14 protein-coding genes and 1 tRNA gene are annotated in these 15,682 nt (G+C 39.8%); 9 read left to right on the forward strand and 6 right to left on the reverse strand.

Translation table 11 applies throughout. From position 1 onward, the window contains the following. Positions 1–104: 104 nt before the first annotated feature. Together B9G53_RS07845 and B9G53_RS07850 are read left to right on the forward strand one after the other, a co-directional pair. A tRNA-Ser gene (locus B9G53_RS07845) sits at positions 105–191 on the forward strand. A 97-nt stretch (positions 192–288) separates the two neighbouring features. Then, on the forward strand, positions 289–1,332 hold the full coding sequence (locus B9G53_RS07850) for a YheT family hydrolase (RefSeq protein ID WP_094530915.1): 1,044 nt from the start codon (positions 289–291) through the stop codon (positions 1,330–1,332). Between the two features lie 27 nt (positions 1,333–1,359). On the opposite strand, the gene B9G53_RS07855 is transcribed toward B9G53_RS07850, so the two are convergent. Then, positions 1,360–2,745 carry a hypothetical protein gene (locus tag B9G53_RS07855; RefSeq protein WP_094530917.1) on the reverse strand — a complete coding sequence of 462 codons (1,386 nt, stop codon included), beginning with the start codon at positions 2,743–2,745 and terminating at the stop codon, positions 1,360–1,362. A gap of 1,023 nt (positions 2,746–3,768) precedes the next feature. Between B9G53_RS07855 and B9G53_RS07860 the strand changes: the two genes are divergently transcribed. Both B9G53_RS07860 and guaD read left to right on the forward strand, forming a co-directional pair. After that, entirely contained in the window at positions 3,769–4,398 is a 630-nt protein-coding gene (locus B9G53_RS07860) for a ribonuclease H-like domain-containing protein (RefSeq protein WP_094530919.1), read from the forward strand. A 253-nt stretch (positions 4,399–4,651) separates the two neighbouring features. Next, a complete protein-coding gene (guaD, locus tag B9G53_RS07870; protein ID WP_094530923.1) occupies positions 4,652–5,983 on the forward strand; it encodes a guanine deaminase in 1,332 nt (443 codons plus the stop codon). A 26-nt stretch (positions 5,984–6,009) separates the two neighbouring features. Here guaD and asnS read toward each other — a convergent pair whose 3' ends face one another. Together asnS and B9G53_RS07880 are read right to left on the reverse strand one after the other, a co-directional pair. Continuing rightward, the gene (asnS, locus tag B9G53_RS07875) at positions 6,010–7,410 is read right to left on the reverse strand and encodes an asparagine--tRNA ligase (protein WP_094530925.1); all 1,401 of its coding nucleotides are present in this window, start codon (positions 7,408–7,410) and stop codon (positions 6,010–6,012) included. Between the two features lie 309 nt (positions 7,411–7,719). Continuing rightward, on the reverse strand, positions 7,720–7,929 hold the full coding sequence (locus B9G53_RS07880; RefSeq protein ID WP_094530927.1) for a hypothetical protein: 210 nt from the start codon (positions 7,927–7,929) through the stop codon (positions 7,720–7,722). Between the two features lie 216 nt (positions 7,930–8,145). Here B9G53_RS07880 and pgl point away from each other — a divergent pair, with 216 nt between their 5' ends. The 3 genes from pgl (at position 8,146) to B9G53_RS07895 (ending at position 10,440) form a co-directional block, all read left to right on the forward strand. Continuing rightward, positions 8,146–8,856 (forward strand): 6-phosphogluconolactonase, encoded by a 711-nt coding sequence (gene pgl / locus B9G53_RS07885; protein ID WP_094530929.1) that lies wholly within the window; start codon positions 8,146–8,148, stop codon positions 8,854–8,856. 67 nt (positions 8,857–8,923) lie between these two features. Beyond that, positions 8,924–9,178: a DUF3493 domain-containing protein gene (locus B9G53_RS07890; RefSeq protein ID WP_094530932.1), complete on the forward strand. Its 255-nt coding sequence runs from the start codon at positions 8,924–8,926 to the stop codon at positions 9,176–9,178. A gap of 215 nt (positions 9,179–9,393) precedes the next feature. After that, entirely contained in the window at positions 9,394–10,440 is a 1,047-nt protein-coding gene (locus B9G53_RS07895; protein ID WP_094530934.1) for a late competence development ComFB family protein, read from the forward strand. A gap of 37 nt (positions 10,441–10,477) precedes the next feature. On the opposite strand, the gene B9G53_RS07900 is transcribed toward B9G53_RS07895, so the two are convergent. The 3 genes from B9G53_RS07900 to B9G53_RS07910 form a co-directional block, all read right to left on the reverse strand. Beyond that, on the reverse strand, positions 10,478–11,329 hold the full coding sequence (locus tag B9G53_RS07900) for a DUF928 domain-containing protein (RefSeq protein WP_094530936.1): 852 nt from the start codon (positions 11,327–11,329) through the stop codon (positions 10,478–10,480). Between the two features lie 273 nt (positions 11,330–11,602). Next, positions 11,603–12,688 (reverse strand): extracellular solute-binding protein, encoded by a 1,086-nt coding sequence (locus B9G53_RS07905; RefSeq protein ID WP_094530938.1) that lies wholly within the window; start codon positions 12,686–12,688, stop codon positions 11,603–11,605. A gap of 210 nt (positions 12,689–12,898) precedes the next feature. Further along, entirely contained in the window at positions 12,899–13,666 is a 768-nt protein-coding gene (locus B9G53_RS07910) for a hypothetical protein (RefSeq protein WP_094530940.1), read from the reverse strand. Between the two features lie 283 nt (positions 13,667–13,949). Between B9G53_RS07910 and B9G53_RS07915 the strand changes: the two genes are divergently transcribed. Further along, a complete protein-coding gene (locus tag B9G53_RS07915; protein WP_094530942.1) occupies positions 13,950–14,630 on the forward strand; it encodes a glutathione S-transferase family protein in 681 nt (226 codons plus the stop codon). A gap of 373 nt (positions 14,631–15,003) precedes the next feature. Next, positions 15,004–15,657 (forward strand): hypothetical protein, encoded by a 654-nt coding sequence (locus tag B9G53_RS07920; protein ID WP_094530945.1) that lies wholly within the window; start codon positions 15,004–15,006, stop codon positions 15,655–15,657. Positions 15,658–15,682: the final 25 nt, after the last annotated feature.

Raw genomic sequence — 15,682 nt, forward strand, 5'->3', positions numbered from 1 at the left:
TTCAAGTCTTGCATATGTACCAAGCTTTGGTATGATTAGAATCCGCACGACGAAACAAATGACTTCGCAAAAAAATTTGCGATAGCCTTTGGTGAGTTAAGCGAGGAGAGATGGCCGAGTGGTTGAAGGCGCAGCACTGGAAATGCTGTTTAGGGGTAACTTTAACGAGGGTTCGAATCCCTCTCTCTCCGTATAAAACAAAAATAGAGCTAGTGCTTCGCACTAGCTCTATTTTGTTTTGATATAGTAAAGCCGAAAGAAACACAGCTAAGGATTCAATATTTCTATATGATTTACATACCACCTTGGCATCTCACGAATGGGCTACTAATGACCCTTTATACGGCTTTGCGGGTGAGTCGAAAATGGGAAAACTTTACAGTTGAACCAGAGCCTACTTACCAAGAGCATATTTTTACAGGTGCAAATGGTGTGCCGATCTTTGGTAAATATGCAATTCCACAAAATGCCAAAGGAACTATTGTTGGAACCTATGGCATCACTGGGGATTTGGATAATCAATGGTTTCTCAAAATTTTAGGGCGTAAGGCGATCGCTAAAGGATATGCTGTGGTTTTATTTGATTGGCGAGCGCATGGCAAAACAGCAGAGCTTTCACCAGCGTTGACCTCAGACGGACTGTATGAAGGTGAAGATTTTATTCGGATCGCCAATACAGCTAAACAATTAGGGTGTCCTGCTCCCTTTTGGCTAACGGGATATTCCCTCGGAGGTCAGTTAGCTTTGTGGGGGATCAAGGCTGGAGAGACGATCGCTAGTTGGGGGAGTGATTTAGAAATTACATCCGCCGATATCGCAGGTGGAGCCGTAATTTGTCCTAGTGTTGACTCCAATCGATCGCTTACTTATTTGGTCAAAGATGAACTGGGCAGATTTCTCGAAAAGGCGATCGCTCGTGAATTAAAAAAACTAGGACGCGGCATGGCAAAAATGCATCCTGAATCAATTGATCGTGATGCGGTGGAGAGAGCAAACAGCATTTGGGGATTTGATAACGAATTGACGATCACCAAATTAGGCTTTGACTCGGTAGAGGAATATTACGATGCAAGTTGTCCGTTATATTTCATGCCGCATTTGCAAAAGCCAACCTTTATTCTTTATGCTGCCGATGACCCAATGTTTGATCCATCAATCATTCCAGACTTAGAAAAAATCGCTGAAGATAATCCTGCGATTAAACTCATAGTTACAGAACACGGTGGTCATGTCGGTTATGTTAGTAGCAAAAATTGCCAGCACAAATATGGCGATCGAGATCGCTGGTGGGCATGGAATCGTATTTTTGAATGGATAGAATCTCAAGCATAAAAATATGACCATGCATTGCCACGCATACTAAAACTCTAGAGTTTTAGTCGTGTCTTCTTGCTCAAGCTGCTCAAACTGCTCAACTGATTTCTGATCTAAATCTACAAACTTCTTTAATTGTGAAAATACACGATAGTTGTCTAGATTTATATCAACTAAATCATTTTCACCACTATTCATTTTAATTAAGCTATAGTCTGTATCCTCATCAAAAATGGCAAGTGTAACATTCAAAACATCAAGAAAATTAATGAAAGCCCGACATTCTGTTTCATCATACACGCTATAAAACTTGAGTAATTCAGCAATATAACTTTCCAGATAAAAGCGAATATGCGGCAGAATTAGGACAATCTTTAGCAATAAAATTATCGGGTTCAGAAAGTTATCATATTCTAGTGATAACTGTAAAAATTCAGAGGGCTTGCGGCGTTCATTTAACAGTAAATATTGCAAAACTCGATTGCAAGTTGCGTACAATAAACTAATAGGCATTATTTCTTCATTGCGATGTTCTTGAAAGTGTTTCAATTTCTCCACAACTGTCAAACGTAATACCTCAGAAACCTCTAAATCATCCTGTGATATACCTAGATAATCCAGTAGTCTAACTTTGAATTCTAAGAAAGTTATGTTCTGAATTTGTTCGTAAAAGTTTTTAGCAGCTTGTCTATAGTTTGCATTACCCTGTTTATTCAATACTCTTTTAATTAAAAGTAGTACACCATCACCTAAATTGGTTGGATTTGGACGTTGAGGATTTGCGCCTAATCTTGAGTCAATACGCGCCGTATACATGGCAAGATCAAACTTAAATTGTTTCTTGATCTTGCGAGATAAATTTGCTGCATATTGACGTTGTTCTAAGGGCTTTCTTGGATCTGCATACTCTGAGATAAGTAGATAGGAGGAAAAACGCTCACTCCAGTTATGGTAGCTCTTATGTACACCAGCTCTTCCTGAGAGCGATCGCAGAGTGTTATATTCTTCAGATTGAACAAATTTTTGTAGCCAATATCTTAATTTTTTTAGTTTGTGAATTCTTGTGGGAACGCCAATAGAATCTGACAAAAAAAGATCAACTAACTTTTGACAAGCATTAATATTCCCATTGATCGCCCAGTTGTTATTGAGAATATAGCAACAGCGTAAAAGAGCATACTTAAATTCTTTCTCTTTATTGTGAAATATAATTTCACCTAAAGCATAGTAAGCATTAACATTATCAATTTCTTCATATCTGATAAATAATTTTTCAAATTGATTTAAAATTATTTCAGCATCATAATGTTTAATAATTCCTAAAAAGAAGTTATAAATATGTTGCTGAGCTTTCTCTATGCTACCCGCAGTTATATCAGTCACTGGCTCAGAGAATCGATTAAATTGATTTTGATTATAAAACTGTGCCATATCAATATGTTCTTGAACAACAGCAAAAAAATTGAACTTCAGATTTGACTATACCAATTCTGAATCTTTTGTGGTTTGACAAGTTAGGGGAAGAGCTTATCATTCGGTCAAGCTTTCCCCCTAACTATTTAGGATTGCCATACATTATACTCATCAACAAAAAATTTCTCTAAATCTGACTCCTTCAAATAACTTATTGTTTCGGAATAGATTTCTAACAATTTGCCATTTAATCTAGTTATTAGAAAATTTAGGGTTTAGGATGATTTAGATTTGTTTCTTTTGTTTAATTTAATATAGTAAAATTGCTGTGCAAGTATGCAGTAATTTTCATTGTGAATTCTAAACTTGTAATGAGAAAGACACTCATAAATCTAAAATCACTATTTCTATGATTTTGCTTATGACAGACTCTGCTCAATAATGGTTTTAGCCAAATAATCCGATTAGGTAAAACTAGGGTCTTTTTTGCCTAAAGTAAATTTACTCTTGCAGCAATCCTAAATGGTTTGTGTAAGATCAACCCTTCGGACTAATTTTCCACAAGCCAAAAAATCTACAAATAATTTAAGACTTCTATTTACACATTATATAATTTGTATAAAGTAGAGTCATGGTACTAAAAGCTTATTTTTAGAAGTATGCGTTAGTTTATTTGTAAAATTTAATTGTAAATATATAGCAATCCTAAATAGTTTGTGAGAGTGCGCTCTTTTGGGGCGCACTCTCACAAACCTCCAACTCTTACAACTCATTACTATGGGGAGAAACTCCAAAACCCTCTTGTTATCTAGATTTCGGCGGTTTGAACTTGACAACGGCTAAAACCATTGCTTGACAAGAGGTTTAACCAAATAGCGGAACCATTGCCTAGGACTGGTACAGAACAGAAAGCGCAAAAGAGCTTAAGCAGAGCAAAGCCGCCATATTTTCTGAGCTTTTGTCAAATTTTGCCAAGTTTGACAAATAGGTTGTATAAAAGCTGTATAACCCCTAGCACTCTCCGAAAAATCTAACCGACAAATTAAGATGCCAGCTTTTAAAATTTTTGATAACGATATTGATTTTGAAACTCTTCAAGAATATCTTGGCTGCGAGGCGATCGCCATTGATACTGAAGCGATGGGATTGATTCCTCGACGCGATCGCCTATGCTTAATCCAAATTTGCAATGATGATGAGACTGTAAGTTTAGTCAGAATGGCTCAGGGTATTAAAGATGCGCCCAACCTAAAGTATTTGTTTGAAGCCCCTGAAGTTAATAAAGTTTTCCATTTTGCGAGGTTTGATGTAGCGATGCTGGAAGCACATCTCGGCATTGCCACGCATCCAATTTTCTGCACTAAAATTGCTAGCAAACTGGCTAGAACATATACCGATAAGCATGGTTTAAAGGAATTGGTACGCGAACTTGAAAAAATTGAACTAGATAAAACTTCGCAATCATCAGACTGGGGAAATGTCCAAGTTCTGTCAGAAGCCCAACTACAGTATGCAGCTAATGACGTTCGATATTTATTATCTGTTTATCGTAAACTGATTGATATGCTGATTCGGGAAAATCGCTATGATTTAGCGAAAGCTTGCTTTGCCCATATTCCTACCCTCGTTTACTTAGATTTACTAGGATATGCGGATGTTTTTGCTCATTAATGCAATATCGCTGACTTATATAGCAACGCAAGAGATAACTAGAACAAATCAAAACCCAAGAGATGAGTGGCGGCGCGAAGCGCCGCCACTCATCTCTTGGGTTGCTATGGCAATGTCTATCTTCTGTAGATTTATTGTACTTTTTGCGACTACAGTCAAGATCAAAAAATGCGAAAAATAGTTTCACTAAACGAACATTATTAAACTAAGCATTTTTGATCGATCAAAGTGATTGATCCCTATTTTCTAAACTATGCAACATCAAACTATCAAAGGATTTCGAGCCAGTTTTCTAGATGCAATCGCCGATCCATTTTATGCCCCAGAAGCTGATTGTATACGCTACTTTCCCGATGGTTTGCTGATAGTTGAAAATGGCAAAGTCAAAGATCTTGGTAATTACCAAGATCTGCAAACGAAATATGCAGATCTTCCGATCACAGAGTATCGCGATCGCCTAATTGTCTCAGGATTCATCGATACGCATATTCATTTTCCGCAGACGGAGATGATTGCTTCCTATGGAGAGCAGTTATTAGAATGGCTAAGTACCTATACATTCCCCACAGAACGGAAGTTTGCTGATCGCAATTATGCCTTGGAGATTGCCTCTATCTTTCTCAATGAGTTATTGAGAAATGGAACTACAACTGCCTTGGTATTTACCGCAGTATTTCCACAATCGACGGATGCTTTTTTTGAAGAAGCGCAGCGTCGTAATTTGCGGATGATTGCTGGCAAGGTAATGATGGATCGTAATGCTCCAGAATTTTTAAGAGATACAGCCTTATCTTCCTATCTAGAAACTAAGCAGCTAATTGAGAAATGGCACAAGTGCGATCGCTTACTTTATGCAGTTACGCCGAGATTTGCACTGACATCGACACCAGAACAATTAACTAATATCGGTAAACTTTTGCAGGAATTTCCTGATGTTTATCTACATACGCATCTTTCAGAGAATGTGAAAGAAGTGGAAGCGGTTGTTGCTGAATTTCCTGAAAGCGATGGTTATTTGGATGTCTATGATCGTGCAGGTTTAGTGACTGAAAGATCAGTATTTGCTCACGGAGTCCAACTTACTGATCGCGAATTTGCGAGATTATCAGAAGCAAAATCGGCGATCGCCTTTTGTCCAACTTCCAATCTGTTTTTGGGAAGCGGACTATTCAAATTAGAAAAAGCTAAATCTTTAGAAACTCCTGTGAAAGTCGGATTAGGAACCGATGTGGGTGCAGGAACCAGTTTTTCGATTTTGAAAACTGCTAGTGCTGCCTATCAAGTTGCCCAGTTGCGATCGCAAAAGTTGTCAGCATTTCAAGCATTATTTCTGGCGACTTTGGGGGGGGCAAGAGCGTTATGTCTTGAGGATAAATTAGGTAATTTTGAAATTGGGAAGGAAGCTGATTTTGTGGTGCTAAATCTGCGCTCAACACCAATTATGGCGTTAAGAAATCAATCTTCAGAAGCGATCGCAACCACACTTGCCGAGATCTCCGATCAACTATTTGCGACGATCATTATGGGTGATGATCGGGCGATCGCGGCGACTTACATCATGGGCGAATTAGCTCACGCAGCATAAAAGGCGCAACGAGCCCTTTATGCTGCCTAAAACTCTGCACTTTGAGGAAATCGAGGAAAAGGAATTACATCGCGAATATTTCCCATGCCTGTGATGAACTGCACTAGACGTTCAAAACCTAGCCCAAAACCAGCATGAGGCACAGTGCCATAACGACGCAGATCGAGATACCACCAATAATCTTCAGGATTTAGACCAACACTGCGAATTCTGGTTTCTAATACATCAAGGCGTTCTTCACGTTGCGAACCGCCGATAATTTCTCCAACTCCCGGAGCGAGAATATCCATTGCGCGTACTGTTTGGCGATCGCTTGCAGTATCTTCATTCACTCGCATGTAAAATGCTTTAATTCCCAGTGGATAATCCATCACGATCACGGGCTTTTGGAAATGTTCTTCTGCTAAAAATCGCTCATGCTCCGATTGCAGATCTAATCCCCACGACACTGGAAATTCAAAGGTTTTACTGCTCTTTTCGAGAATGGCGATCGCTTCTGTATAGGTAATTCGCTCAAATTTTTCATCAATGATCTTGCGGGCATTGGTCATTACTTGAGCATTTACTCGTTCTTGGAAAAACTCCATATCTTCTGGACAAGTTTCCAAAACATAATTGAAAATATATTTAAGAAAATCTTCGGCTAGATCCGCATCACCTTCGAGATCACAAAAGGCAACTTCTGGTTCAATCATCCAAAACTCGGCAAGGTGGCGCGAAGTATTCGAGTTCTCGGCGCGGAAAGTGGGGCCAAAAGTATAGACATTAGAAAAGGCGGTTGCCATGATTTCGGCTTCTAGTTGACCACTGACCGTTAAAAAAGCTGGCTTCCCAAAAAAGTCTTGAGTGAAATCAACGGGCTTACCCGCCGCTGCTACTTTATTTAAGTCAAAGGTGGTGACACCAAACATTTCACCCGCACCTTCACAATCGCTAGCAGTGACAATTGGTGTATGTACCCATAAAAACCCCCGTTCTTGAAAAAATTTGTGAATTGCAAAGGCACAAGCATTTCTCACGCGAAATACGGCCCCAAACATATTTGTACGGGGACGCAAATGCGCGATCGTCCGAAGAAATTCGATCGAGTGACGTTTTTTTTGCAAAGGATAGGTTTCAGGATCAGCAGTGCCAAAAACCGCGATCGCTGTAGCTTGCATTTCTACCCTTTGTCCTTTGCCCATGGACTCAACTAAAGTGCCAGACACCTCAATCGATGTGCCTGTAGTTATTTGCTTAATTAGCGTTTCATAGTCATCTATCGTCTGCGGTAAAACTATTTGTAATCCCTGTAGTGATGAACCATCATTTAGTTCTAAGAAAGTAATTTCCTTACCTTCACGCTTTGTCCGCACCCAACCACGTACGATATAGGACTGACTAGTTAGACCGCTACGTAATAAATCGATGATTCTTGCAAATAACATACGCTAGAAATAATTGCTAGAAATAACTGTGAGTAGTTTGTAGAGCAATGAAATCAGCGATCGCATAGCTCAGGCAAGTATCCTAACATTTTGGCGGATGGTACTGTCAGAAATCTGAGATGTTCCCCTTTAGAAAAATCCCCTAAATATATAAATATATGTAGTTAGCCTCTTTTCATAATCAAAATTTAGTACTTGAAAAATGAATGGGCTTAAACCGAACTCAAAATAAAATCAGAATGAAAATAAAATTAATATCTTAAAAAATCTTAGAATTAAAAAAAATCCAATGCCTCATCTTCTAGCGAACTAGTTCTGATATGCCATTTCTCGAATTAAGGGTAGGCGATTGCTGATGTAGTCGCTGAGATCATTTTGTTGATGAGAGTCAAGCGAAGAACGTTGTTGGACTTGTTCAACTAACCAGCTCATCAGTCCATCATCATCAAGATTTAAGAGTAGATTTGGCTGTGCTTGGCTAACTGAGTCCCAGAAGAGGCGTATGATAGCAGGTGTCATGACTATTTACCTTAACCTTAATATTGTTCTAACATTTTATAGGTTAATACATTTACTCGTTAGTACTGTCAAAAATCACACAAAATGAAATAAAAGACACCTCTCTTAAGATTGATTGATAAATATTGATGAATATTGATCAATATTTATCAAAAAATATACAAAACGCATCATTTACTCCATTCCCACCATTTCTTCGCTACAGAGGTATTTTTTATGGCTAGACAAGTAGAAATTTGGAACGATCGCGCTGAAATTGCCTCAAGAGCATTGTTATTGTGTCAGCTTGCCTACGATGAAGCACTCTCTAAAGGGGAACGTTTTACCATTGTTGCTGCAGGTGGTAGTACACCTCGTGTTCTGTATGAACTCTTAGCAAATAAAGAATGGGACTGGTCAAAGGTTCATGTTTTTTGGGGAGATGAGCGCTATGTACCTGTCAGCGATCCACAAAGTAATGAAGGGATGACTCGCCAAGCATGGCTGAATCATGTAGCTATTCCTGAGTCAAATATTCATGCAGTCCCTACTGATGCTGCTGATCCCGCGATCGCTGCCGCCCAATATGAGCAGCATATTCAAGAATTTTTTGGTGTCAGTGGAGGAGAATTCCCTCAATTCGATCTGATTTTGCTGGGTATGGGGGACGACGGACATACAGCCTCGCTATTTCCGCACACTAAGGCTCTCAAAGTTGGCGATCGCCTTATAACAGTGGGCGAAAAAGATGGACAACCTCGGATCACCATGACTGTTCCTTTAATTAATCAGGCGAAAGAGATTATTTTCATGATCGAAGGTGCTGCTAAGGCAAAATCTTTAACTGCGGTGTTAGCACCTCAAGGGGATGTTAATCAATATCCATCACGATTGATTACTGGTAATACTATTTGGCTATGCGATCGCACAGCCATGAAAACCAAATAATTGATGGTGGCGCAAAGCGCCACCATCAATTATTTGATTGTTAAGATATTTTTGCTCAATAAAAAACGTGTCTAAACTAAATTCTGAACAGTACGATCGCCTAAGACGTGAAGCCAAATCCCCCTATCGCGGACTCCGCATATTTATTTATATAGCCTTTGCAGGATCGGGATTTATTGGTGCGGTCATCTTTTTCGCGAGATTAATTGCTGGAAATGGAGATTTAGAAGCCAATTTAGGAAACTTAGCTTTACAAATTGGAGTATTAGCTTTAATGCTCTGGCTATATCGTATTGATCGCAGCAAAAAAAATAAGAATTAGTGGTGCGGCTCGAAGCGCCACTAATTTCTTGGGGTTAAAGATATAAATTTATGAACTTGAACTTTTTTGTAAGTATTATGTCAATTGCTATAATGTCTAAATAATTTTAATTTTGATTTCTTTGCAATTCCCAAAAAATTTGCAATTAGTCTAAACTGAATATTTTTTAACCTTAGAAACACTTCAATTTCATATTAGGTTTGGGACGGCTTGATATGCAAAGTTGCAAAAATGCAATAGAGGAACTGGTAATTGCAGAAATTGATTTACAAATCTCTCACTTACCGCAATATCGACGCGATCAGATTAATTTAAGCGAAGTCGCAGCCTATGCGCTCAATCGCCTGCCACCGATGTATGCCACATCGAAAGTAGGATGGCTGAGGCAGCGCAAAAAGGCTGCCACCGAAATGCGATCGCAAATTGAATCGGCAGTACGTCGGGCGCTCGTAAGTGTGAAACCTGACGCACTAAGAGACGTAAGACCTCTACCATCACAGGAGGTAGCTAGTCATGCGCGATCGCTGGCAGCCCTCCAACAAATCTTAGGCGCAGAAAATGCCTCTTGGAAAGATATTCCTACCGCTCTAGAGAATGCCTTGATTACAGTCAAGCTCAAAAGTGCCGTGAGCAATACTTATATAGTCACAGGTAAACGCGAGGCAATTGCAGGTCGAGATGAAACTGCTTTTGGACGTAAGCCACCTGAAATTTCTTGGAAAGGCAGACAGGTTCAAACATCAATCAATCCTAGTCGGGATGAGCAGAAGGCTAAAGATTTTCAAACCTATATGGTGGATGTCAATTATCAATTTAGCAATGTACTAGAAAAATTAGTATTGTCGCTTGCCTATCACCAAATTCAGAAATTACATCCTGCGATCGCCGAAACAGTCGATCTAGGCGAGGCAACTGCCTATGTATTAAATCGATTACCTCCAATGTATGCAACCTCAGAGAAAGGCTATAAATCATTGAGACTGAGGGCGCGAGAAGTATATGGAAAAGAAGTTGTGGCGGTTCTCAAAGAAGCGATCGCTGTTTGTGTAGAGTCTCCAAATTTAGAAAAAATCCCTCTACCTTTGGCACGTTTTGAGGCGGAACTGGAAGAATCACTGGAGCAAGTGAGTTGGATCTTGCAACGTGATGATATTAATTGGCGCAATGCTCCATTTATCGTTGAAGAATGTCTACATAAAGTTGTGAACAATGAAATGGAATGGCGTAAACGCAGTGATTACAACTATCCATACGCTACATAGAGTAATGCCCTGCGCGGAATGCGGGGCATCGCTACACTTATCTTGATGGGCTATATTTCATGATTTGTGGGATTGACTGCTTAGAGTTAATTAAGCTTGCATTGTTTACGTTATATTTACCAATACATTTCTTCTTAGGATAACTTTCGATTATTTGATCTAACATTGCTAGCCGCTCATGTAAAGCTTCTCTATCATTAGGATTTGCATCAATCCATGTGGTATACGCATCAAGAGCATCATACCAATAAAGATTTTCGGCAAAGATTCTCGCCTTCTCTAAATGCGTAGAAGCAGCTTTAACTTTCTCGATTACTGAAGGATTACTTTCTCGCTTGATAATTGCTCTAATGTCAATTTGATTAGTAACGTCGCTATTGTCTTGACTGCTAGGTTGCATATAACGAATATGCCAACTATAGGTTTTATTTACTTCAAGAGAAGGAGCGTTGGCTGGCAGCTCAAATCGATATAGCCCAGACTTGACTTGAGGAGTTAATTCTGACCGAGAACGAAAAATTGATTTTGCATTACGAGCAAACCCATCCCTCACGAAAAAATCCACATAAAAATTATTGCTATAACTTACTGCTGTGGAATTTTTAGGTGCTAGTGACTTATGCTCGATATACCAATAAAAAGTTGGATGCTCTGAAAGTGTTCTTGCTCCGTCGTCTGGAGCAAGCAGATCGATAGAAACAAGATTAGCTAAATCTGCACATCTGACCTGTCCAATATGAGATTGATTTCGGACTACTCCTAAACCGTAGGAACTATTGCTTTTTGATTGCCCTGCGACTTGCCCACACCAACTAATTGCGCCAAGGAATATTGTCACAAACACTAATTTAGGGTATTGGAATAGCGATCGCCAAATGTAAAGTTTCATCTTTACTTATTCCCTAATAGTAAATATTCATTATTTACTAACTACTATTGGCAAATTATACCAATTTAAAACTTTTGCCTAAATAAGTAGTCATAATTAAATATAAATCTCAAAAACTTGTACAGCTTGATAAGTGAGCTATACAGGTTTTAAATTTGTTTCTTAATTACGCCAAATCACTTAGATATAGTAGCAACCCAAAAGAGCAATGGCGGCGCTTCGCGCCGCCATTGCTCTTTTGGGTTTTGATTACTCAAGCATTGCTATAAGTGTTTATATAGTTCCCGATCGCAGCTTAGTCCAAAGATCTTTGTATTGTGTAAGCGTTGATGGAGACAAAGGTGCGATTAACTCACTTTTGGTGAGGATATCCTGTGAGAAAAACTTGATTGGATCAGCTTTGACACTAGCGGGAACTTGATCTAACTCACTGGATGCGCTAACTGCCTCAGTCAGAGATGTAATTTGAGCAGCAATCTCAGGCGTTAGGCAAAAATTCATCCATTCGGTAGCCGCGATCGCTAATTCTCCTTTAGGTATTACCCAAAGATCGCTCCAGAGTGCTGTGCCATTTTGGGGAATCACCACTTTGAGGTTGGGGTTTTGCTTTTGGGCTTTGTGCATATCACTTGTCCACCCTACTGCTGCGAATGTATCGTCTGCTAGTAGAGACTGCAAGTAATTATCAGAAGAGTAGGTTAAAACTTGTGAGTTAAGGCTTTTTAGTTCTTGCGTCAGTGTGGCGAAAATATCTTGACGTTCAACTAAGTTTTCTAGTTGATAAGATTGCCCCATCTTTTTTAAAACTAAACCAATTACTTCTCGCGCGTCGTCTGGTAAGGATAGCTTTAGTTTTAATTCTGGTCGCCATAGGTCAGACCATTGAGTAATATTAAATTTCAGTTTGTCGCTACGGTAAGCGATCGCTGTTGCTCCCCAGCGATAGGGAATTCCCCACACTTGATTATTGCGTGTAACGCTTTGCTGCCAAAGGGGAGACAGTTTTTGCCATTTGGGAATTTTCGCTAGTAAATCTGGAGTGATGGGTTGGATTAAAGATTTAGCGATCGCTTGATCTAGCCAACTATCACCAATACTGACAAGATGCGGTGCTTTCTCTTTAGCAATATTGGGATAGTTTTGTAGTTCTTGCCAAAGCTTTGAGGGTGCATTTTCGGCTTTAAATTCAATCTTGGTTTTGGAAGCTGACTCAAATTGATTAATAACTTTACTGGGTATGGCTCCTAGTAAACCCATAATCCTTAAGCGATCGCGCTGATCAAAAGGATTTGATACTTGACATCCCCCAAGCGCGGCGATCGCCGCCCCACTTAAAACTAAAAACTTACGTCTATCCATGACTTAATTTTATACCTATAGCCCATTAATACCAAGACACAAAATGGCTATGCCATTTTGTGTCTTTAAAACCCTTGCTGGGTTTGGTTTTCAATTCAAAAAAGTGTCTTCACACTTTTTTGAATTGGTATAAAAAATAAAAGCGGCGCTTTGCGCCGCTTTTACAAGAAATTAAAAACGGCGCTTTTCGCTGTTTTTAATTTGGGGGATTTATTTTACAAATGGGCGCATCAGCAAATAACCAGCACCAAAAGAAGTAAGCACGATCGCTACAATTGTTGCAGTTAAGACCCAACCACTTAAGCCAGTAGACTCATTTGTCTCTTCCATCGACTCGGTGCGAAGAGGTCGAGAAGATATTTCTTCACGAATTTCTAACTTAGGTAATACTTTTGTTTTTGGGGTCGGGGTGGGAGCAGGAGCTTCAAAGGCGGCAAAAGAACTATCGTAATATAGAGCTTCACTAGCCATTGAATCGCTATCAATAGGTTGTACTGGCTCAGTGGCAAGTTGTCTTGCCCTAGAAATTGCTTCTTGGATAGCGTTGGTTGTCTGCTGCACAGCAACTTTACGAGGACTAACCTGAGCGGGCTTTTCAGCAGGACGAGGCTTAGCTGCGGGAGGACGACCTTGAGGTTGAGGATTACTTCTTGATGGTGCAGGATTAATTTGTGAAGAAGCACGGATACCTGCTAAAACATCGGATAGCTTGGACTCAGGTAAATTAGACTGGGTGAGAATTGCTTGAACTCGATCTGTGGATTGGGCGATCGCTTCAAACTCTTGCAAGAGCATTTGATTTTGCTTAGTTAGCTGCTCATTTTGTAACTGAAAAAATGATAGTTTTGCTTGAGTAGATTGCAACTCTGCAGCCAGTTCTCGATACACAGTCACAGGTACTGAGGCTTGATAACCAGATTGAGAGGTCTGATAACCAGAGTGAGAAGTTGTAGGTTTAAAGACTGGATTGGCTTGCATAGGCGACAGCACCATTAGACCGTAAAAATTTAGTCGAGACTATACCATATGATTTGCTACTTTTTTGAACTAAAATCCAAAATAGAGTTGGCGAGCTTAGCTTGCCAACTCTGTTTTGGATTTTAGTTCAAAGCGAGAGTTAGCTAGTACAAACCAAAATCCCAGAAGATGAGTGGCGGCGCTTCGCGCCGCCACTCATCTTCTGGGATTTTGTCCTAAGCAAAACTTGCTTTGCTATAGCCGCCCAATTTGTTTAGTTTGCCAATTTTAAAGCTTTAAAGCCATGCTTTTATTACAATTCAGTACTTCGCACTATTGCCGTAAAGCTAGGCTGGCTCTTGGCTATAAGCAAATTCCTTATCAAGTTGAAAATCTCACTCCCGCTTTGCATATTTTACGGGTTAAGCCGCTTTCAGGTTCACATACTGTGCCTGTGCTATTGCCGCAGCAAAAAAACTGTCCCGCTGTAGTCGCTGACTCCACCGAAATTATTCGGTTTCTGGAAGACTATCAACCGAACCCACCACTGTATTTAGAAGATACTTGGCAACAAAAGGAAGCCTTACGATTGGAAGATTATTTTGATGAATTTATTGGTACGGCGGCGCGGTTTGTGTACTATCAGTTTCGAGCTAATGAGGGAAAACAGATTGATCCTTCTTGGATGAGTCAAACTGTGATTGCAATTGTCCGATCGCAGTATGGGATTAATGCTGATTCAGCAAAGATTGCTGCTCAGAAAATTGACGAGGCGATCGCGATGCTCAGTGAATTTTGGCAAGATGGCTATCTGGTGGGCGATCGCTTTAGTGTTGCCGATCTGACTGCGGCAGCTTTGTTGTCCCCATTAGGTTTACTTCCTACTTATCGGCAAAATTATCCTTGGCTATTTGAGCGCATTACCGAAATTCATCAGTTTTGTAATGAACCCTTACCCAAAAATTGGCAAGCTGGACTTGATTGATCACATCAAGGAGGGAGTAATAACAGAATCAAGCAGAATTAAGTTTGTTAAGTATTTGTACAAAATAAATTACCCAAACCCATAAAGTTTTGCCCCGCAAGGGCAAAACTTTATGGGTTTGGGTTTGTAATTAATTATGCTCATCTACTTATTTAGCGCACCGTTAACCTTGAATCCCTAAAACCTAGTTTTTATGTGGCGAGTTATGACTTGATCTGTTTGATTTTACTTTTAAACTTTTTCGGTGTTAGCGTATTGATGTTAATTTAGAGGATATGTATAAAAGTCTAAAAGCTAAATTTTTCTGACACTTCAGAGTTTCAACAAGCAGTTTTCAGATAGGTTATTAAAGGCGATTAGTGCGGGTAGTTTTATGACGGTCAATGTTAGTGAATCTTTGTTTGAGCAGGTTCTCGAATATCTTCGAGCAAGAACTGAAGCCAGCGATCGCGTTGCTGAACGCTTGCTCAAAACACTTGAAACTCTGACATCTAGCAGCACCACAAGTTCTGTTACTAAGTCAAATGATCGCGCCGATGCTCTAGAATCACAGTTTGGACAAAAACTATTTGACGCATGGAAAGAGCTAGCTGACCTACAAGTGGGTGAAAACTATTGGAGTTATCCTGTTATGTTTGAAGACCTTGCCGAAGCAATGGAAATATCTGTTGATCGCTTTGTGCAGTATCTATCGAATGTTCAGATTGGTAGCTTGCAGCTTATCCAAGGTCGTGGCTATAACTATCAAGTAAATGGACAGCAAGCTGCTTCCTTGACCTTTCATTCTGCCCCAACTCTCAAAAAAGCGGCGATTCCTAATATCACTGATAAAAAACAAGGTGCAGATCATAAATCTCTAAGTAAAAATTTTAAAGTAGGCGATCGCGTGGTTGTGAATGCGAACCGTCAACAGTATGCCAATCATAAAGGTGTCGTTGAGCAAGTGATTAGCGTTAGCTGTCGCGTCAAATTGGACAATGGTTGGACTGCATTTTTGCCTAATCATTGTTTGGATCACATCACCTAAAGTGTAAAAGGGGCGCTTCGCGCCC

This window comes from Pseudanabaena sp. SR411, from assembly GCF_002251945.1.
In the GTDB taxonomy this organism is placed as follows: domain Bacteria; phylum Cyanobacteriota; class Cyanobacteriia; order Pseudanabaenales; family Pseudanabaenaceae; genus Pseudanabaena.